This window comes from Aliikangiella sp. G2MR2-5, assembly GCF_015687155.1.
Classification (GTDB): domain Bacteria; phylum Pseudomonadota; class Gammaproteobacteria; order Enterobacterales; family Kangiellaceae; genus Aliikangiella.
Window position 1 is genome coordinate 102,600 of the sequence record NZ_JADPQF010000001.1, and the last position, 20,725, is coordinate 123,324.

Annotated in this window: 12 protein-coding genes; 4 read left to right on the forward strand and 8 right to left on the reverse strand. The window is 43.2% G+C overall.

Going from position 1 to position 20,725, the window contains the following annotated elements:
* Positions 1 to 71 precede the first annotated feature (71 nt).
* Positions 72 to 1,052, reverse strand: a complete 981-nt coding sequence (locus tag IYN84_RS00425) for a DUF3179 domain-containing protein (RefSeq protein WP_196137205.1) — start codon at positions 1,050 to 1,052, stop codon at positions 72 to 74.
* 252 nt (positions 1,053 to 1,304) lie between these two features.
* On the opposite strand from IYN84_RS00425, the gene IYN84_RS00430 reads away from it, so the two are divergent.
* Positions 1,305 to 1,994: a putative porin gene (locus IYN84_RS00430; protein ID WP_196137206.1), complete on the forward strand. Its 690-nt coding sequence runs from the start codon at positions 1,305 to 1,307 to the stop codon at positions 1,992 to 1,994.
* A 78-nt stretch (positions 1,995 to 2,072) separates the two neighbouring features.
* On the opposite strand, the gene IYN84_RS00435 is transcribed toward IYN84_RS00430, so the two are convergent.
* Genes IYN84_RS00435 through IYN84_RS00445 form a run of 3 tightly spaced genes read right to left on the reverse strand, consistent with a single transcriptional unit; the run spans position 2,073 to position 7,217 of the window.
* Positions 2,073 to 5,207 carry an efflux RND transporter permease subunit gene (locus tag IYN84_RS00435; protein WP_196137207.1) on the reverse strand — a complete coding sequence of 1,045 codons (3,135 nt, stop codon included), beginning with the start codon at positions 5,205 to 5,207 and terminating at the stop codon, positions 2,073 to 2,075.
* Positions 5,204 to 6,583, reverse strand: a complete 1,380-nt coding sequence (locus tag IYN84_RS00440) for an efflux RND transporter periplasmic adaptor subunit (protein WP_196137208.1) — start codon at positions 6,581 to 6,583, stop codon at positions 5,204 to 5,206. Before IYN84_RS00440 ends, IYN84_RS00435 begins: the two co-directional genes overlap by 4 nt.
* 1 nt (position 6,584) lies before the next feature.
* Entirely contained in the window at positions 6,585 to 7,217 is a 633-nt protein-coding gene (locus IYN84_RS00445; protein ID WP_196137209.1) for a TetR/AcrR family transcriptional regulator, read from the reverse strand.
* 228 nt (positions 7,218 to 7,445) lie between these two features.
* On the opposite strand from IYN84_RS00445, the gene IYN84_RS00450 reads away from it, so the two are divergent.
* Positions 7,446 to 9,095: an SUMF1/EgtB/PvdO family nonheme iron enzyme gene (locus IYN84_RS00450; RefSeq protein WP_210330239.1), complete on the forward strand. Its 1,650-nt coding sequence runs from the start codon at positions 7,446 to 7,448 to the stop codon at positions 9,093 to 9,095.
* A 194-nt stretch (positions 9,096 to 9,289) separates the two neighbouring features.
* On the opposite strand, the gene IYN84_RS00455 is transcribed toward IYN84_RS00450, so the two are convergent.
* Positions 9,290 to 11,266, reverse strand: coding sequence for a winged helix-turn-helix domain-containing protein (locus tag IYN84_RS00455; protein ID WP_196137210.1), 1,977 nt, complete (start codon positions 11,264 to 11,266; stop codon positions 9,290 to 9,292).
* Between the two features lie 220 nt (positions 11,267 to 11,486).
* Here IYN84_RS00455 and IYN84_RS00460 point away from each other — a divergent pair, with 220 nt between their 5' ends.
* Positions 11,487 to 12,035 carry a hypothetical protein gene (locus IYN84_RS00460; RefSeq protein ID WP_196137211.1) on the forward strand — a complete coding sequence of 183 codons (549 nt, stop codon included), beginning with the start codon at positions 11,487 to 11,489 and terminating at the stop codon, positions 12,033 to 12,035.
* Positions 12,036 to 12,038: 3 nt separating this feature from the next.
* On the forward strand, positions 12,039 to 12,641 hold the full coding sequence (locus tag IYN84_RS00465; protein WP_196137212.1) for a hypothetical protein: 603 nt from the start codon (positions 12,039 to 12,041) through the stop codon (positions 12,639 to 12,641).
* A gap of 57 nt (positions 12,642 to 12,698) precedes the next feature.
* Here IYN84_RS00465 and IYN84_RS00470 read toward each other — a convergent pair whose 3' ends face one another.
* The 3 genes from IYN84_RS00470 to IYN84_RS00480 form a co-directional block, all read right to left on the reverse strand.
* Positions 12,699 to 15,920, reverse strand: a complete 3,222-nt coding sequence (locus IYN84_RS00470; RefSeq protein ID WP_210330240.1) for a chitinase C-terminal domain-containing protein — start codon at positions 15,918 to 15,920, stop codon at positions 12,699 to 12,701.
* Positions 15,921 to 16,033: 113 nt separating this feature from the next.
* Entirely contained in the window at positions 16,034 to 17,935 is a 1,902-nt protein-coding gene (locus IYN84_RS00475) for a glycoside hydrolase family 19 protein (protein ID WP_196137213.1), read from the reverse strand.
* A gap of 103 nt (positions 17,936 to 18,038) precedes the next feature.
* Positions 18,039 to 20,606 carry a glycosyl hydrolase family 18 protein gene (locus IYN84_RS00480; protein ID WP_196137214.1) on the reverse strand — a complete coding sequence of 856 codons (2,568 nt, stop codon included), beginning with the start codon at positions 20,604 to 20,606 and terminating at the stop codon, positions 18,039 to 18,041.
* Positions 20,607 to 20,725 lie beyond the last annotated feature (119 nt).

Genomic DNA, 20,725 nt, shown 5'->3' on the forward strand with positions numbered 1-20,725 from the left:
CGTGCTGCCATTATTGTAGCGGGATCTTTTTGTCGATCTACTCAAGGTGATGGTGTCAATTGCGGTACCATCTAAAGTGGAGTCTTTCTGAGCTCGGTGGTAGGATGAAATGCAAACCATGCAAACCAATATAAGCGTATAACTTTAAACTCTTCCTGGGTTTTTGCTTCGAAAGCTTTTACCTGACCTTTCTCCAGCTCCACTCTGATAACTCGATCAGCAAAAGTTTCCACATGAAACCGTTTTCTTTTAAGGTAGGTTTCTTCCAGAGCAAGATATCGCCCCTCTATTTCTATGCCATAGACGAAGGTCTTTCCTGCGAGGCGAGCATCAGTAGCGGATACCGGAAACATTAACTTGTTGGTGTTTTCATAATTTCCGTAAAGCGGTTTTCGATATCGCTTTCTTGAACCGGGAGGAAATTTAAGGACCTTTGCTTTCGGATAGCTGTGCTGGACTTCTTCCCAGGTTCCAATACCGCTGGATATAATCGGTAAACGATTTCCGGTTTGTGGACCGACAATCGCTTTTCCCGTTACCTGTTGCCACAAACTATAGGTGATTTTATCGTACAAGATAAGATCACTATTATGTAGCAGACCAGAAACGCCCAAATGAGTATATTGATTTTCTATCTTTGGTATAAACGCGACAACTGAGCCACACAAAGGACAATAGGTCATTACTACTGGCTCGCCATTAAATTTATCATTCACTACTTCATGTAACTGCATTATCTGCTTTGGATATATTTTGGTTTCGCCACGATAGGTCAGAACAAACATAATATCTCGATTTCTAAACTCATTATATTCGTCAACCCGGGCAAACTCTGGGCTGTCTATTGACTGAATACAGTTGACTTTTGCACAGCCCTGATGAATATCTTGCAAACTGACAGAGCGTTTTGATTGGGCCGAGTACTTAAAAGTTTCACGCAAAATATCTACTTCGTAACCTCGTGCACTTGATTGTTCCGATATAAAAAGAAAAAGGAGTGTTGTTGGTATCGCAATATAAATATATCGAAATGAGAAGTTGATTTGACCCATCTGCTGTTCCACTGATCGCTTTTACTACTAAGAGTGCAAAGAACAATAAATGTTACAAATGGCAAAAGACAGTTTAAATGCGGTGTGAACCATTTCAAAAAAAGCGTTATAAATTTACACTTTTTAATAATTAAAATTTGTATATTACAGGATTGTTACATAGAATTCGCGCGCCTTAAGTCTTAAGGTAACTTATATATTGGAACAGATTTTAACCAGTCTAAAATTTTAATATTTATTAGGGAATTAAAAATGAAATTAAAAGCATTATTCGTAGCTATGTCTTTAGCATCCAGTGCGGCAATGGCAAATGACTACAACACACAAGTAGACCTTGATTACTATGACTATGATAGCTTCAATGCTACCAGCATCACTGGAACTTACTATTTTGATCAAGTGAGCCTGGATAGTACTGCCTGGGGTGATGCTGCGTTTATGGGTAAGAACAGTAATGTATCACTGAATTACACTGATTTAGACGGTGATTACAACACAATTACGCTAAGAGGCGAGTTTTATGGCCAAGGAAGTAACAACTTTTATGGTGCGTTAGGTTATACCGATATCGACGGTGACGATTCTGTTGTTTCTGGTGAAGTAGGTTATTTCTTTGAAGACAACTGGTTGATGTCGATCGAGACCACAGATGAAGATGACTCTCTAATCTGGTTAAAAACCAAATACATTACCAAGCTATCAAGTGGCGGATTTTTCAATGTTGAAGCATCTATCGACGATGAAGAAAACGATGTTGCTGTTAAAGGCGAGTATTTCTGGAATCCTCAATCTAGTGTGGCCTTAACTCTGGCTAGTCACGAGGGCTTTGACTATAGAATAGATTTTGAACACTTCTTCAACAAGCAATTTGCTTTAAAAGTCGGTTATACCGCTACTGATGGAGATGATGTCATCATGGCTGGCTTAACAGGCCGCTTCTAATTTCCTGTTCTTCTAAATATTTTTCTGGTTCTACATAAAAAAGGCCTCGCACTATTGCGAGGCTTTTTTATGCCTGAGCTAGTTGATTGCTTCACTTTCAGTCAACTTTCTTCGGTTTTCTTCAGCATGCTCCTTAGCCTTAGCAAATCCAAAGTCCTCCAGTATTGAGTAAAGGCAGGGGACAACGAAAAGAACTAATAGTGTTGAAGTTGCAATGCCGAATACAATGCTAACCGCGAGTGGAATCAATACCTGCGCTTGCAAACTGGTTTCAAACATTAGAGGCGTCATACCTGCAATGGTTGTTATTGAAGTAAGGAATACTGCACGGTAACGTTCGTAGCTTGCCTGTGCAGCCGCATCGTGAACCGTCAACCCTTCAGCTACATGCTTTTTGACAAATTGAACGAGTAGTATTGAGTCATTGACTACTATTCCTGCTAGTGAAACGAAGCCAAGTGCGGATGGCATCGTAAAGTTCAGACCCATTAGTAAATGCCCCCAGATCACGCCTATCAATGCCAGAGGAATTGCCACCAGTACCACGAGTGGTTCGACGTAGCTTTTAAACTGAAAAGAAAGGAGTAGGAAAACACCAATAATTCCGACAATAAACGAGCGGGCCATTGATTTTTGAGTAACTGCACCGTTTTTAATTTCACCTTCAAAGCTTATTGTTAATTCAGGATAGTTTTCTTCAAATTTTGGTAGCCATCGTTTTTGCACGTCATTTAATATTTCTTTGGTATTTCCTTCGAGCGTATTGACGTCGCCATAAATAGTTACGGTACGCAAATTATCTACACGTCCGATTCTGGAAAAACCACGAGTTGGCTCAATATCAACCACTGAGCTTAATGGGATTAAGGCGCCAGTCGCAGGATTGACTATTGCAAAATTATCGAAGTCGACGAACTCATCTCGAGAAGTTTGTGCAAGTTTTACTGTGACTTCATAGGTCTCAAACCCTATATTGGTTTCTAGTACTTTTGCACCCTGATAGGCGCTACGAACCTGATTAGCAATCGTTTTTGCATCAAGCCCAAGGTTGTAGGCTCCGGGCTTAAGCTTCAGTGTGAACTCTGGTTTTCCGGGGCGCAAATCGTCAAGAATATTTTGCACTCCGGGATAACCCTTCAGCCATTTCTGTAATTCATGAGATGCTCGTGACAGCTGCTCAAAATCATCACCGGAAATACGGATCATGATCGCGCGACCACTCGGACCTATTTGAGGTTCTTTGTACGAAAGGCTGGTAGCCTCAACCACTTCACCGACTGAAGCTCTCCACTCATCAATGAAGTGCTGCATTTTTGTTTCGCGAATTTCTGCGGTTAGCAGATCGACGGTTATCGTGGCCAAATGTGGTCCTGTTTCCATCGCATCGGAATTTTCTGAGTAACTCACACTCACAGATTTGACTAATTTTTCCTGTTCACCTTGTGACAACTTCTGCTCAGCGGTATTTATACCGGTTAGAATTTTTTCTACTATTTGTTCTGTACGAACTAATGGTGTGCCTGAAGGCATTAACAGGCGAGCCTGAACAATATCTCCTTCAACGGCTGGAAAAGCTGTAAATTTTAATATTCCAGAAATCAACAGACTTAAAGTCAAAAGAAAGAATGCGGTAACGCTACCAATAAAAGCATAGCGATACTCGATTAGACGTTTGACCAATGCCAGTATTTTTCTGCGGCTATTTTCGAACTTCTGTTCAAACCAGATTCGAAATTGGGAATCTTCTTTTGTTTGGGCATGAGACAATGAGTGAAACAGGTGACTTGGCAGAATGAAGAATGCTTCGATCAGTGAAACACTGATAACCGAGATCAATACAATTGGAATGACTTTTAGAATTTGTCCCAAATCGCCTTCCAAAAATACCAGACCGAGAAAAATGCATAAGGTTGTTAAGAAAGAAGAGAATACTCCTGCGGCTACCATTTGGGTTCCATCGATTGCTGCTTGTAGAGGTTTTTTCCCTTTCTTGATCTGACTACCAATCGACTCTGCTATTACAATGGCATCGTCCATTAATATACCCAGAGCAAGAAGTAATGCCACCATGGAAATCATATTAATGGTAATTCCCATAAAGCTTAAGATATAGAAACTGGCCAGGAAAGACGCTGGTAATCCCATAACAACCCAGAAAGCATATCGAATCGTAAAAAATAGCCACATGACACCGAATACCAGTAATAATCCTTGCCAGGCATTGGTGCCGAGCATATTGAGTCTGTCACTGACAATGCTGGTCGCATCCTGGGTCAGATCAAGTGAGATACCTTCTGGAAGTCTGCGCATTTCTTCATTCATTACAGCTTTAACCGCGGATAGAACATCCAGACTATCGTCGATAGTGTTCTTATTTATCGAGAGAATAGCGGCAGGTTTTCCATTAAACCGAATTTTTTCTTCTGCCAGTTCAAAAGTATCTTCGATAGTCGCAATATCACCAAGACGGACTTCATTTCCAGCACTTCCTTTCAGGACTATCAGTTCTTTTAGAGCGTTGACAGTTTGACGTTCATCATTGAAACGTATTTGAGTTTCACGCGTGGCGGTTTCGATACTGCCTGATGGCAAGTTGATATCCTGTTGTCCGAGAACTCTGGTCAACTGGTCAAGACTGAGGCCGTAGCGTCTAAGGTTTTCGTGACTGACAGCGACTCTTAGCTGTCTTGTTGAGAAACCGGTAATTCGTACCAGAGGGATATCAGGATGTTGCAACAAATTTTGTTTAACTTCTTCTGCCAGGGTTCTTAGCTCTGACGAAGGAAGCTCTGCGGTTAGCGCAACTGCTACCACATTCTGAGTTCGACCCAACTCACTGATGTTTGGTGATTCTGCTTGTTCTGGCAAGTCACTAATGCCATCTACTGCAGATTGTATATCGTCTTTAAAGTTTTTAAAGTCGCCTTGCTCTAACATTTTTACCGTCATGATTCCTATACTCTGACGAGCCTGGCAGACTTTTTCGTCAATAAAGCTGATTCCGTCCAGAGCATCTTCAAGAGGTTGGCAAATTTCGAGTTCAACGTCCTGTGGTGTCGCCCCGGGATAGACAACCTTAATTTCTACTTGCCAACTATTGACCAGCGGGAAGGTTTCTTTTTTGAGTTGCGGTAAAGTAATAATCCCCAAAACGAAAAACAGAATCATCAATAAGTTCCCTGCGGTGGGATGAGCAGCAAAAAATCGAATCATTGTGCTAGCTCCATCCACTGAGTCAGTAATGCTCTTGTTCTTTCGTCAGGATGTATCTTGACCGCCATTCCATTGACGGCGGGAAACACATCAGAGGTAATCAAGGTTTTTCCTTTTAAAGCCATTGAATTTGATAAAACAATCTCATTTTGTAGCTGGTAGTTTTCCAGTTCATAACGTGTCAATTTTTGTTCTTCGTCTACCAGGTAGATTTCATTTTTATGCAATGCAAGTCGAGGAATAACTATATAATCGTTTGTCGCACCTTGCAGTTTGACCTCCATATACATTCCTTCGAGAAGTGGAGGGCGCTTTCCCGGTACCATTTGTCTATAGCTACCACTGATACTAACTGTGACTCCTATTGTACGGCTTTGAGGATCAAGGTTATCACTAAGTCGTTCTACTTTTGCCTCCCAAACAGTTGAAGGCTCCCCGGCAATATAGGTTTGCGCGGTTAACCCCAGAGAGCTGAGAATGTTGCTCATATTGCCGTTTAGCATTTGTGCCATATTTTGTGTCTTACTTGTATCAAAGCTTGCCGCGATTTGGCGAAACTGATCGACTGGAAACTGTGCAGTAATTAGCATCTTTTCCATTCCAAAAGCATTAAACAAAGGAGCATTGAGCGACACATATTGCTCCTGTTCTACAGAAACCTGGCTAATACGACCATCAAAGGGAAGAGTAATATTGGTTCTCTCAAGGTTGCGTGAACTCTGTTTTACCTTTGCTTCCGCTATTGCAATTTGAGCTTCTACCACCGCCATATCGCTGGGGAGTGTAGTCTCGAGATTTTTCAGTTTTTGAACTTCCTGCTTTTGTTGCAGGTAGTTTTGCTGTTCCTGATCCAGACGTGATTGAGAAACCGAGCCACTTTTGTGGAGTTTTTTTACGCGGTTTAATTCATTTTCTCTAACTTTGAGCTTTTCTACGGCGAGCTTTAACTCCAGCTCATTGTTGTCAATTGTCAATTGCATTTCTTTCAGGTTGGCCTGTTTAGCAAGAAGATCGGCTTCTGCCTGACGTAGTGCTAACTCGTAGTCTTTATCATCAATTTTGATCAACAATGTTCCCTGCGGCAGAATCGCCCCTTTTTTTAGCTCAGGGTGAACGTAGGTTATTCTCCCACTTATTTCAGCTCGTGCTTCTAGTTTATGGTCCGCCTCAACTACGCCAAATCCGGTAATGCTCGGCGCCACCTGATATGGCTGGATAACAATTGTATTGACTGAGGTTTTAGCGTGAGCCTGTGGCTCATGCTTTAAGTCGGGCTGAAGTTCGACAATGGTTATAGTGATCAATAACCCCAGGAGTACTATAAGGATCAGAGACCAGCGACTTTTTAAGGTAAATTGTGAATGATTAAATTGCATGTTATGCCTTCTCCTGACGACAGCCAGTCATGAATAGTTGATAAATGTGTTCGGCCCATTGAGGCTTATCAATTTGCTCGTCAGATATGTCCCACACTCCCTGACGAATTGGCGCAATGACAATTGGAAGCATGATCATTCCAACCAGTGAAAATGCTGCCCATTTAGGATCCAGATCGCTTCGCATACGACCTTGATTGATTTGTGTTTTGATTAATTCGGGTAAAAATTTAGCAATTCGCCTAGGAACTCCCTGAAAAAAGGCTTCCTTTAATTTCGAGTCTTCCGCCAATACTTCATCATGAATAAAACGAACCATCTCCCTGTTTCTGGTAGCCATCTGAAGCATGGCTGAGATAAACGCGCGGATAGGATCTTCAGATTCCAAAACATTCTGGATATGTCCAAATTGACGTTGTGAAATTTCTTCGAATAGTGCGACAAAAAGACCTTCCTTGTTTTTAAAGTAATAACGGACCATTGCTGAATTAAGCGCTGCTCGTTCAGCAACTTCTCTCACCGTCACACTGCGATAAGACTTCTCTTTCAGTAATTCTGCCGCAGCTTTTAGTAGCTTGCCACGTTGTTCCTGGTGCCGATCTTCATCAAACGGCCTGCCTCGAGGTGTATTCATGAAAAACGTATTATTTAATTAAACAATTGTGTAATTAAATAATAAATTACTGTTTTACGCAAGTATATATGGATGAAAAATAATCAATTATTAATTGTATTGGTGAATATTGTGGATTATCAAAAATCTATAATTTTTCTATTTTCGATTAACTATAGGTTTTTTAAAGGAATTTTAGTGTCTTTTTATGCATTCTAACTGCCACGTTAAACACAAGAGGAATTTTGAGTGAAAAAGAAACACTACTTGATTATGACCGCAATAACTATGGTATCAGCGCCTTCATATGCGGTAGAGCCTATTGAGCCGGTAATGGTTACCATTCCTGGCGGGAGTTTTGAAATGGGCTCCCTAGCCAGACAAAGTACGCAACCTGTTCACAAGGTAGAACTAAATACTTTTAGTCTGGGTAAGTATGAAGTAACCGTTAAAGAATTTGGTCAATTTATCAAAGCTACCAATTATCCGGCGCCAACTGAATGTCGCCACGAGCTGGATGGCTGGTTTAAGCTCTATTCGAAAGGAAATTGGGAAGTGAATAAGCTTAATTCAAGCCAGTTTCAGCCGGTGGTATGTATTAACTGGAAGGCGGCGCAGGCATATACTCAGTGGTTAGCGAAGGAAACTGGAAAACCTTACCGGCTAGTATCAGAAGCTGAGTGGGAGTACGCTGCAAGAGCCGGAACCGATACCGATTACTTTTTTGGTGATGACGAGGAAATGAGCGAGGTCTGTCAGTATGCCAATACTGCTGATCTCTATGGTGAATCAATCTTGCAGATGGAAGCTAATACAACTTACTTCAACTGGTCTTCCGGTCTGGCAAATTGTGTCGACCATTCTGCTTATGCCAGTATTGTAGGCATGTACAAAGCAAACCCCTATGGTCTTCACGATATTGTTAGTAATGTGTTGGAGTTTACCGCTGATTGTTATGTCGGTGGCTATGAGGGAGCGCCAACAGATGGCTCTGCGAGAATCGAAGAAAAGTGTGAGCGTCGCTCAACTCGCGGTGGTAGCTGGCATTGGACACACTGGCCACACGCCTTTCGCTCTAATATTTCGGAAGATTTTGCAGGCGGAGTAGATGGCTTTCGAGTGGCTCTGGATGGAGCGGCACCCGAGCTTTCAACCGCAACAAGGCGTTTTCTGAAAGAGCTGGGCGAAGCGCAAGTTATTGAACGTAAAAGACGGCAGGCTATTCCTAAGCTACCTGATCCCGTCACCGGGTTTAAACTGGAAAATGTTAAAGAAGGTATCAAACTTTCCTGGGATGCTGATGAAAAGGGAGTGGTTGATAGTTATCGAATTTACCGAAATCAGGTTCCCGGTAAAATGTTCGAGCTGATAGCGACAAACATTAAAAGCAACTCTTTTATTGACGCAAATTTTGGCGAACACAGGTATGAGTACACCGTAGTAGCAGTGAAAAACCATTTGCAAAGTGCCTATGCAGATCCCGTCACTAAACCTTCCGGGTGGTTAAGTATTGAGTCAAAGATTGAAGCTGAGTGGGCAACCAGCATAGAAGGCGCCTCTGTATCTTTTTCATCGGATAATGAACGAAAAGGCAGTGTTTTAACGGGAAGCGAAGGAATTTCAGATTCCGCAATTATCACCTACCATGTAGATGTCGACAGTGCTGGGAGTTATCTTCTCGAATACCGGGTAGCATCAATTCAGGATACAGAAGGTTTCGAAGTATATATAAACAACAAAAAGCATGGTGCTAATCCTGTTTTGAAAACTGATGGATATCACAAGTGGCAAACACAAACTGGTGTCAGGCTAAAACTAAAGGAAGGTAAAAACAGGATAACTTTCAAATCACTTGATTCTCACTGGAAGCTAAACTGGTTTTCTCTGAAAAAAATTTAGTGACAAACAAAAGTCATTGCCTTGTGAGCTTTGCGCTCACAGGCTTATTTTCAGTCTCTTTTACATATTTTTACTTTCGATTCTGTTTACTAAGACAGGAGAATATTGGAATGACGATTGCGCGATAAATTTACTCGGGTTGAGTTGTAAAGCTTTTGATATAAAATATCCGTTTAGCAATACAGTTTCTGCACCTAATTCCAATATCCGAGTTCAAATAGTTTATTTTTATTCATCCTTTTCCAGCGCACGGTTGAATTTTGTTCAATAAATTGAATTAGTTCCTCTGATTTTATTGTTTCTGAGAGGTGATTTTTATTGTCCAGAATCAGCAGTGCTGCATCAAGTGCATCGTAAATTTCATTTGCCATCCTTGCGGATGTATATGTGAGCATGCTTAATTGCTCTCCCTCTTTCCATCGCTTTCTGGCAATACTTATTTTCGCTCTGGTCAACATTGCAAATGATGAGCGCTGCCAGGGTTTTATGGTGGCCATAGTTGCCTCATAATCTTTTTTTTCCAACAAAGCTTCACGAGCATGTTCAGCTGCAACATAGAAGTCGTTTTTGTAAAGCGGGTAGTAATTAACATCCAGTATGCGCAAATAGTATTCGAGTTTTTCTGTTTTGTTTTTTGCACTCCAGGCGAGATTACTCAAAACGCCAATCTGATGTTCTTCATTTAGCTGGTGTAACTCCAGCAATTGCTGAGCCAGGTTTAAGTGTGAGTGTTCGAGTGCTTTCTGGTTAATTTTTGCAGCCATAAAGGATTGAGTTAGATGAGCTTTGACTTCCTGTAACGGCTCCGCTGCTAATCGTGCTTTATTGGCCGCCGTATTCAGGTATTCAGAACTTTGTCGATAGTCCTGTGCTACAAAAGCACTCCACGCCATTTGTGTAAGAGCTTTCGACTCCAGATTCAATTGTTCTAAATCTTTAAATATCTTCATCGCTTCGTTCGCAGCTTCTCCTGATTGAGGCCATTGACCTAGTTTTGAAGCAATATCTGCTTTTGCTAAATTGAGTAGCCCTTTGTAGATTGGCTGAAGATCGGCTTTATCTTGTAGGGTCACCAGGTTTGCAGCTAGCTCTAACTCTTCGATTTCCGTGTACATTTTTATTAGCTGTAGGGCAATTATCGGATCTTCAGGGTTAGCATTGTGAAGCAAAGTAATTTGAGATAGCGCTGCATTGAATGAGTTGAGTGAAAAATAACCTGAAGATATCAGCGGGGTAAGTAACTTACTGAATTTTTGAGACAGTGCTTCAGGGCTCTCAGCGACTATATATCCCTCCCAACCTCGAAATTCTCCTTGTAGATAAAATCTAAATAGTATTTCTGAACCTCTGGTATTCAATAAATGAAATTTGTAACCAAACAGCAATGATTCATTGTTTCCTGCTACAGTCTGCCAGGTTTGGAATGGAGAGTCGAAAATAGACTGGTTGTTGAATTCTCTATTTTCTAAAACAGAAAATTCGTTGCTGTTTAGCCAATATTGCATGATAGCATCTAGCCTTTTTGTAGAATGCTCATCTCGGAAAGGGGGAACCAATATTTTTGTTGAGTAGCTATTGCTAGCTTTGGAATGGCTAAATTTTTTCCAGCTGATAGTGGTCACTATGCTAGTGAAAAGGATGATTATTAGCAAAACGAAAGGTGAAGTCTGATTAAATATTCGCTTGAGACTATTTGTAGTCAGACACGCTAGCCTTTTCGTGAAAGGCATATTTGCATTGCTAATTTGAATGACCTTACTCTGTAGTTGCTTAGCATTCTCTGCTTTATTGACCGTCTTTTCTGGTGCGACACAGTGTTCAATGTATTCGTTTTCAAGCGCATTGCAGGGTAGTGAGGTGAGAGAAGGAGAAGGGGGTATTACCGCAATGGGTAATTGCCATTGATATCCGCGCTTGGAAAAAGTCTTAATGGCGCTGGTTCCAAAAAGAGCTCTGAGGTGACTGATATTCTGAAAAACTGCCTGGTCTGATACTACTTTTTCTTTCCATACGAGATTAAGAATTTCATCTTTGCTTACCACTCGTTCAGCGTTTTCCAGCAGAAGGGAAAGGACTTTGGCCTCGTTATGGCGAATGGAAACCAATCTCTCCTGCTTCTTCAAAGTCAGGCTTTCGGAATCAAATATATAGTGGTTAATCTGATAGTGCATTAAATACAGATACGAGAATTGTTTCAGTTTTTCTATAGTGTAACGGATTAATAGTCGGAGTGAGAAACTTAATTAGCCAGACTGTGTCTATTTCGCTTGAAAATAAGGGGGCTTTGATAGCTAATAAAAATACAAGAAGCTATACTAGGCAATATTTCGAGCCCAGACTCTTTCGAACACTCGATGGAGTTTGGGCTTTTCATTCGTTATTGGAGTATTTATGGCAGATCAAGATTACCAAGAAGAAATGCTGGTTAATTTCTTGCGTCAGTCAACCATAGAAGGTTTGCTCAATCCTTCTGTAGCAAAAAGCCGACTACAGGCAGTAGAGAATCTTTTTATTGAGCTAACCGACGAAGAGCGACTTGATTTACGTAAAGTAGATGTCGATGTTCTATGTGGACGCTTTCACAAGCTGCATGACAGTAGTATTCGTTCTGAAGTACTGGAGCTATACAACAAGAGAGTGAAGGCTGCACTACTGGATTATTTTTCCTGGCTGGAAAATCCCAAGTCTTTCTTTTCTATTGGTGGAGATAATATCCGAAAAGACAAACGATATCAGATGTCTGAAAAGGAAGTGTCATTTGAAGAAAAAGCACTTGAGGATATTACTCTGGCAACAGCAGAACGCGCTACAGATATTTTTTCCATTCCTCTGCGCGAAGATAGAACAATATACGTTCAGAATTTGCCAATCGATTTGACAGTGGCTGAAGCCGATAAGATTGCGAGAGTAATAAAAGCTCTGGCTACAGAGGAAGCATAAAGCATGGTAACCAATAATAGTCGAATGCTTCTTGTTGCACCCATGGCCATTTTTGGACTATCAGGAATAGGGTTCTATCTATACTTTATGTATGCCCCGGCTGGAGGAGCCTTTCATGACAACCTGGTACCTGAGTTGCTAGGTTTTTGTCTCGAAGGTTTTTTTCTGGTCGGTCTATTAACATTAGTGCAGGCTTCAAGAGAAAGGGCGAGAAAAAAGGAACTCTGGCTCTCTCTTCGTGGCGTATTGCGAGGTATTTTATCCAATGTAGATATTGCTTTTCTTTCGCCTAATACGGAACCTGCCGAGACTAAATTATTGGAAGAAGACAAAGAAATCGTTGGCCATTATATGAAAGAGTTAAAGGACAACCGACTTAATTTAAGGGCAATGACTTCTCTTAAAAAAGAGTCGATAGCAACACTTTCTCTGGCACGAGATATGATTCCGGTGGCTGCTCAATTAAGTGCAGAACATATGCGCTGGTGGATTGCTATTGTTGATTCTATGCGACAATTATCAAAAGCCAGCAATAGAGAATCTATAGAACAGAACTTGTTTTTACTGCTTGAAAATATGAATGAATTTGACGGCCTGGATTTGTAGAAGCATTACCTGAAACAGTAATGCTTCTACAGGGTTGGACTATTTGTTTTTTACCGCCTAATAACTACAAAGTAGCGTCCAGCTATCGCCTGAACCCGGTATAGCGCTGGTCCAGTATTTCGCCTGATAGAGTGTGCTTTGATAGCGCATTCGGTCTCCGGTTTCAGCGTGATTCGGGTTACCCGCCCAATCAGTGCGAGTCCAGTTGGGATATTCATTATACTGGGTTGGATCGATATTCATCGATTCACAAGTGTCGCCGCCGGGATTTCCGCCGCCTGAATCAAGTTCTCCTTTTGGTAGTTCCGGGTGTTCCTGTTTGATGGCGAACTCCTTACCATTAATTTTTACCGTCCAGTTTGAAAGCATCGATACAGGGAGATAGTAACGGACTTTGATTGCCCATTCGCCGCCATTGGCTAACGTCATATAACCTGGCAAGGCAAATTTGACTCGATGGAAGTTGTTTTCCAGTCCGCCAATATTGTTACCCGCCGCGTTTGAACCATCGTTGATGACAGACAAACCGGCGCCACTTTGGTCATTCATCGATCCTGGTGCAGAAGTGGAATAATCAAAATAAAATTCAGTGCCGCCAGGAAGCGTAACACCGGTATTATTTTTGATAACTACTTCAGGAGTGATGGGATAATTACTGTCACCGAGAGCAAAGCCTCTGACAGAAACCTGTACGTCAATCTGACTTGTGGGTAATGTGATTTCAGCTCGCTTATTTCCATATGGCGTCGCCGACGCAAACTTATTGGCGATAGCTTCAGTCATGCTGGATCCCATTTCATATTCACCTTTTGCGGTATTGAATTGGAAATCACCGGCGAGTTCCCAAAACATAATGCCGCCGATACCTTTATCAACAACATAGTCAGCTTTGTGGTTAATTGATTCGAGATCTTCAGTTGAAAGAAAAACTTTTTTCTCGGCGTTCCAGAGCCATGGCGTAACCATGGTCGAATTGTAGAATCGTTGATAATTTCCCTGTAGTTGGTGGGCAGGGTTGTTAACCGGATCCAGACCGTAACTTTCTACATAGCTTCCGAGAATTCCTGTTTCCAGGTTTTTGGCATGCCACATTGGATTAGAACCCGCACCCATTTCTTCACCGAGAGAGTTTTTATCGTGCCACAGATTATCGATCCCGATTGCTCCATAGCCGCAGTTGTTGGTTTCTCCGGTGCCGGTTCCCGGCGGGCACTGTGATTGATCCGGTAACGATGCCGAGCCCCACAGACCATTGGTACCGCCCTGAACGCCTTGCCAGCCGCGAGTGTAGTAGGGGACACCGATATTGATCCTACCTGCCGGGACCGAACCACGAAAATAATGATAAGCCCAGTCGGTATTTAAATACCCTATATTTTCGTAAGCACCTCCGTATGCATTCCATGCAAGTAGTTCGGCATCTTCACCATTATCAAACAGTGCTGCATTTGGGCCGACAAACTGGTTCCAGGCGCCGTGCAGGTCGTAGGACATTATGTTGATATAGTCGAGGTATTTTGCTGACTCATAAACTTCCATACCGCGTAGTAAGTAGCCAGAAGAAGGTGCTGCTACGGTCAGCAGGTAATGAATACCATCTTGTGCTCCAGCAGCATCCAGTTTTTGCCTGAGGACTTTCATCAATTCGACATAGGAAGCATTCAGTCCCCCTCGTAATCCATTGGAGATTGCAAAGTCATCCGGATTTCCTGCATCTTTCATACTGGTGGCATATTCATAATCGATATCGACGCCATCGAATCCATAAGTACGGATAAAGTCGACAGCTGAATTAGCAAAAGTATTGATGCCAGTGTGATTAATTGAACCATCCGCATTAGTAGTCATACTGTAGAAGCCTCCGCTGGCTACTCGATTGCCATTGGCGTCAAAAAAACCACCAGTCTCGGCCCAGCCACCAACAGAAATCATGGTTTTGACATGCGGGTATTGTTTTTTGAATTTATTGAGCAAATTGAAATGCCCTTTATAAGTATAAGAGGGATCCATTTCTGCACCGATAACATCCGGCCATTCCATTCCGGTTGCCGGGTTATTTGCCGTGTTGGCGCCAACTGACACTTTGTTGTTAGCGTCCACATGGGCAAAAGCATAGTTAATATGAGTCAGGTGTTCCCATGGGATCTGGTGGGCCAGATAGGCTGGTCCATTATTGCCGGTTCTCCAGCTGGTAAAATAGCCAATTACACGACGAGTTTTTCCACCCATTTTTTCACGCCCTTCAGAATCGTAACGTGTGCAATAGGGTGATTTAACACTCGGTGTTGTGTAAAGCCCATCAGGACGGCAGTCTGTTTGTGATACAGGATCGTCGCTAACAGTCACCGTAACTTCATCGATTGAAGTGAACTCACTATCATCAACCATATAGGAAAGAACGTAGATACCCTTTGCAGAAAAAATCGCAGATGAATTTCCTTTATTGACATCAGCAAAGGTTACATTACCCGGTCCGGAAACTTTTTTCCAAAGTTCGGTGAGCGGGCTACTTTTTCCATCATCACTAAAGCGTCCGTTTAATTGTGTCGACTGATTAGTCACTGCACTGAAATCATTTCCTGCGTTTGCAACCGGCGGTTGATTAACCTGAGGCTCGGTAACATTGACAACCATTTCATCGCTGACCGTAAACTCATTATCGTCGACCGAAAGGCGTAAAGTGTAACTGCCCGTTGTAGAAAAGGTCGCGCTGGTATTCGCGCTCGACGCGTTGGCAAAGGTTGTTATTCCCGGGCCTGTTACTTGCGTCCAGTTTGAAGTAACGGGTGTTGATATACCGTCATCGGAATAATTTCCGCTCAGACTAGCACTTTTCCCGATCTCAATTGAACGATCGGGACCGGCATTAACTATCGGAGGTTGATTAACTACGCCGCCATTAACGGTGATAGTTTTAGAGGCACTCTGTGTACAGGACTCAGGAGACACTCTGTCATCACAAAGCTTGACCTGATAAGTATATTGGCCACCTGACGACTGCTTGATTTTCAGCTCCGCGCTTTGCTGATTTTGACCATTTGGGGTAAGTGAGGCGGAGTGAATGACATTGCCATTTTCCAGCAGGTACCAGACGTTTCCATTGTTACCCCACCACATATCCCAGTGAATGGTGTATTCGGCGGGTGCATCATAAGTTGTCGGCATCCAGGCTATATTCGGTGTTCCTGGTGCGGCGCTAGCAAATGGAGAGTTCATCAATAATGATGATGCCAGAATTGACCAGATAAAATTTCTGGCCAGTTTGGATTTTTGTTTCATTTCTTTCCCATCCGTTTTAATTGTTTTGAGTGGACTGGATGTTGCTCGTGCTTTCTTTTTCTCTCCTCTCCGATCAAAGCGATGAAAAGGAGTAATAATTTTTGTTTTTAAACTTACTCGAGAACTTCGACATCAAAATGCTTTTCGACACACTTTTGATAGTCGCCGGGAATGAGCAAGGAATACGCCGTTTGATAACCAACAGTTTTGCACATAAAACTTTTTCCCTCCGGCATGTCAGCATGGTAGCTCCAGTCCTGATCGAGGCTGATTAACATAGCGCCAGCACCTTCGGTATCGAACCGTCCCTGATTGGCACAGCCAAGCACTTCATTGTCTGCGATTGGCACTTTGAGTGCAGCGGCATGTTCTTTGTAGTAGGCAATCCGGTTAAGCGATTGTGCTTTCTCTTCTCCATTTGCCGTATTGCACTCAATACCACCATTAATGATGTTGGTGGTTGCACCAAAACCTGCGGTTATGCCAAGACTCAAGTCATGTTCATTTGGTTGCCAGGTACCGTCGATCACATGCAGCATGCTAGGCTTGGGGGGTTGCGGATAGACAAAAAAGAAAACTGCCGAAGCAAGGTTTAGCCAGGTTCGAGCAACTCTGTCCGGATCTTTGAGTAACACGCTGGTATCAGCAAACATGGCCTGAGAGAAAGGGCCATAGTTGTAGTTGTAACTAAGCTGTTTAGCGCCGCGCCCAAAAAACTTCTTAAAACTGCCATCGGAATTTTTTCCACAAGGCCAGGTTTGTCCCTGCCAGGTTGTCGGAGAGCATTCTGCATTGTATTCACAACCTGGACCTTCTTCACTACAACCGAGTTCTCTTAAGTGAACCAGCCCTTGACGCCACTCTTCAATCGATGAGTTCGGATTATGGCCGCCGGTTTCCTGAGTAAAGTGAGCAAACATTGTCGCCAGTGATTTTCTACAAATGGCTTCGCTATCGCGGCCATCGGTGTAAGTACCGCAGAAAGCTTTGAATTTGGCAACGGCTCTTAAAAAGCGGGTGTAGGAATAGTCCCCATGTCTTTCAGCAAAAGTGTAGTTCCACTGGCTTTCATTCAAAATAGCTTCCACTCGCTTTACATTTTCCGGGTTATTGACTCTGCCCGGGAGCACCGCTTCCACTTCCGTATTGGCGCGAGTTTCTATCGAGCCTTTGACCAGCTGAAACTGTTCTGATGAAGTTAGTTGTGCTTCCATCGCATCGATTTCAGCCTGGGTCAGTGTGTAGCCTCCACCGGGTTTGGGAACCGGATTGGGCTTGTCCGGGTTAGGATTACCAGCGCTCTTAATCACGGTAACTGTTTTACTGTCACTGGCACTACAAACTTCCTGCTGATCATTTTTGTTGCACAGTTCAATCTTGAACAGGTAGTCGCCGATACTGGTCAGATTCGTTTTATGTGAGCCCGATTGCGCAGAAGCCGCTGCAATATTTTCACTGAAAACTCGAATGCCGTTTTGATTTAAATGCCAGATACTTCCTGACTCTCCGGACCATTTATTCCATTTAATTTCCGGACTGACTTCTCCGACGCTTAAGTCCAGATTTCCCTGAATATTGTCAAGGGTAGGTGTTCCCGGCTTCTTTAACTCGCCACCGCCACTACCGGCGCCGACCTGAATAGTTTTATTCGCACTGTTTGCGCAGGCTTCATCTTTACCTTCAAGATTACACAGGCTAACTGCAAACGCATAGCTACCTTCACTGAGGTCACTCAATTGAAAGCTCGCGGTTTGTGCACTTTGTCCATTTGGCGTCAGGCTGGCCGAGTGAACAACTTTTCCATTCTGAATTAATCGCCAATGATTTCCATTTGTTCCCCACCACATATTCCAGGTGATGGTAAATTTTGCCGGTGCTTCATATTGTGTTGGCATCCACGCGATGCTTGGCGCTTGCGGTGTCGCCGGAGAGGCGAACACTGTGGGCGAAATACCGTAAGATAAAATGGCACAGGCGAGAGCTGCGGCACATGAAATAGAATGCTTTATTTTCATTTTGAAAATCCTGAATTTATTGACTCAATCGTTGAGTTAAACTCACTTTCCGCTTCGGTCAGAACTGGTAGAACGGAAAGTGAATTTTTTCGTAGAGTGATAATTATTTTTTCGGGTGACCGAGACCTTCATGCATGGCGTTTAAAATTCTGCCGTTGTCAGCATCTATCTCCCAGGCAAATACGCCGCCCAATTGATGCTGAAGCACATAAGCGCCTTTGGCTTTGACCGAGCGTTCTGTATCCAGCGTGATCAGAGTACCTGTCAGCGGGTTCCACAAATATTCGGCTTTGGCAACCGGATCCCTGCTAAGCTCGAAACCATTTGCGCCTTGCGTTGGCCCATTCATAAAGTCTGCTTCGAGCTTTTTGTAGTCTTCGATACCGTCTTGCCAGGTGCCTTTAATACCGCCGTTTCCGCTGCCGGCAAAAGGGTTTCCGGGTTGAGCGCCGGTTACGCCTTGCCAGCCGCGACCGTACATTGCTACACCCATGGTAATTTTGCCTGGTGGTACATTGCGGCCAATCAGGTGTTGAATTGCATCATGGCCATTAAAACCGATATTGGTTGTTGAGTAGAGGTCACTTTGATACAGCGACGCCTGATGACCCAATTCGTTGTTCCACGCACCGGCATAGTCGTAAACCATGACGTTGATGTAATCCATCGGTACATGCGCTCGCTCCCAGTTAATTTTACCGAGCTTCTCTACGCCACCACTCACTGCCGCGGTTAGTTCATAAGTCCGTCCTGTTTCCACGCTCAAAGCATCAAGCGCCGCACGTAGTTCAATCATCAGGTCAGCAAAGCCGTCGCCGTCTTCGGGCGTTCCGAGAGAGCTGTTAGCACCGCCGCCGCCAGGAAATTCCCAGTCAATATCAACTCCGTCAAATATTGGGTAGTCACGCAAATACTGCATCATGGAGTTGATAAAGATTTTTCGAGCGTTGGGGTTTATGCCAATCTCATATAGCGGATCGGAGAGTGTCCAGCCACCGACCGAAGGAATTACCTTAATCGCCGGGTTCGCTAATTTCATTCGGTGAAGTTGGCCGAAAATACCAGCAATACCTTTACCGTCCTGATCGCCCGGATAAAGCTTTTCCAGTGCAGCAAACTTGTCGTGCACTACAACTTCAAAATCCTGCTTGCCCTGGCATTGCTGCATAAGAACTGCATGCGAACTGGGTACTTCGATGCGTAATGATTCATTTGCGCCGCAAATAGGAACAAAGCCATAGAAAATATGAGTAAGGTTATCATCAGGAATATCGGCTACATGAAAGTTACGACCATAAATGCCCCACTCAACAAAATAAGCCGCAACCATTTTTTTTGTAGAGTTATCATAAGCAACGTTGTTCTGCTTTAGCGGATGAGGGTAATCCCCTGCGTCGCTCGGCCAGCCACTAGATGACCAGACCTTTACACTTTTGGCAGCGCTATCTGAACAGGCCTCTTGGCCGCCAGAAACATTACAAAGTCTAACGACTAGTTCGTAGTTTCCTGTTGCATTAAAGCTGTGACTATAGCTGCCAGATTGACTACCTGAACCTGCAGCCAATGATGCTGTATGTACAACTCTCCCATTTTCCAACAAGCGCCATTCGTTACCGTTTACGCCTGACCAGAGATCCCAGCGAACATTCAAAATAGCAGAGCCATTGATCAGCTCGAGTTCGTTGGCGAACCAGGCAATACTTGGCGTTCCCGGTGCTTCAGGTGCCGGCCCGTCACTAATAGCAACCATGAGTTGATCGCTAACAGTAAATTCGGAATCGTTCACGCTATATTCGAGAACATAATTGCCAACAGCATCGAAAGTTACATTAGATGTTCCGCTTGTGGCGTTGCTAAAATTGACTATTCCAGGACCTGATATTTTTTTCCAGTTTTCGATTATCGGAGATGATTTACCATCATCGGAAAAACTGCCACTAAGTTGAAGAGACTGATTGATATTTCCGCTCAAATCATTACCGGCACTTACTACCGGTGGTTGATTTGGAACATCGGTGGAGACGGTAACTATTAACTCATCGGATACTGTAAACTCGGTGTCATTAACAGTTAGTCGCAAAACATAATCACCTGCAGATGCAAAAGTTGCACTGGTTTTTGCGCTGTTTTGATTAGCAATTGAAACAGTGCCCGGACCGGAAACTACCTGCCAGCTTGCACTAACAGGCGTCGCGATACCATCGTCGCTATAGCTTCCATTTAGCTGCGTGATCAGGTTAACTTCTGTTTGCAAGTCGCTTCCGGCATTCACAACAGGTGGTTGGTTTATCGGATTGCCGCCGCTAACTGATATCGTTTTTGCTGCGCTTTGGCTACAGTCCTCACCACTATTATCGGCAATACAAAGCTTCACAACATAGCTGAATTCGCCGCCGCTATTTTTATTAACAGTAAAGGACCCTGTCTGACCGTTTTGACCATTAGGAGAAAGATCGGCAGTATGGATTATTTGACCGTTTTCCAACAAGTGCCAACGATTACCATTGGTTCCCCACCACATATTCCAGGTTACTTTATATTGTACTGGTGCTTCATATTGGGTCGGCATCCAGTCAATGCTTGGGGCTCTGGGAGCCGTAGTAGCCGCCGGGGTGTAGCTTGCAAATGACCATAAAAATAGGCCCGCAATCAACAGTTTATTTTTCATCATTTTAGTCCTCAGAATATTGCGTTTTATTTTTTATTGGTGTTAGTTCGTCGCTTTCAAAATTAGTCGTGATTTTTTACAGACAATAAAAAGCCATCACGCTGTCTTGCATGTTATTTTAA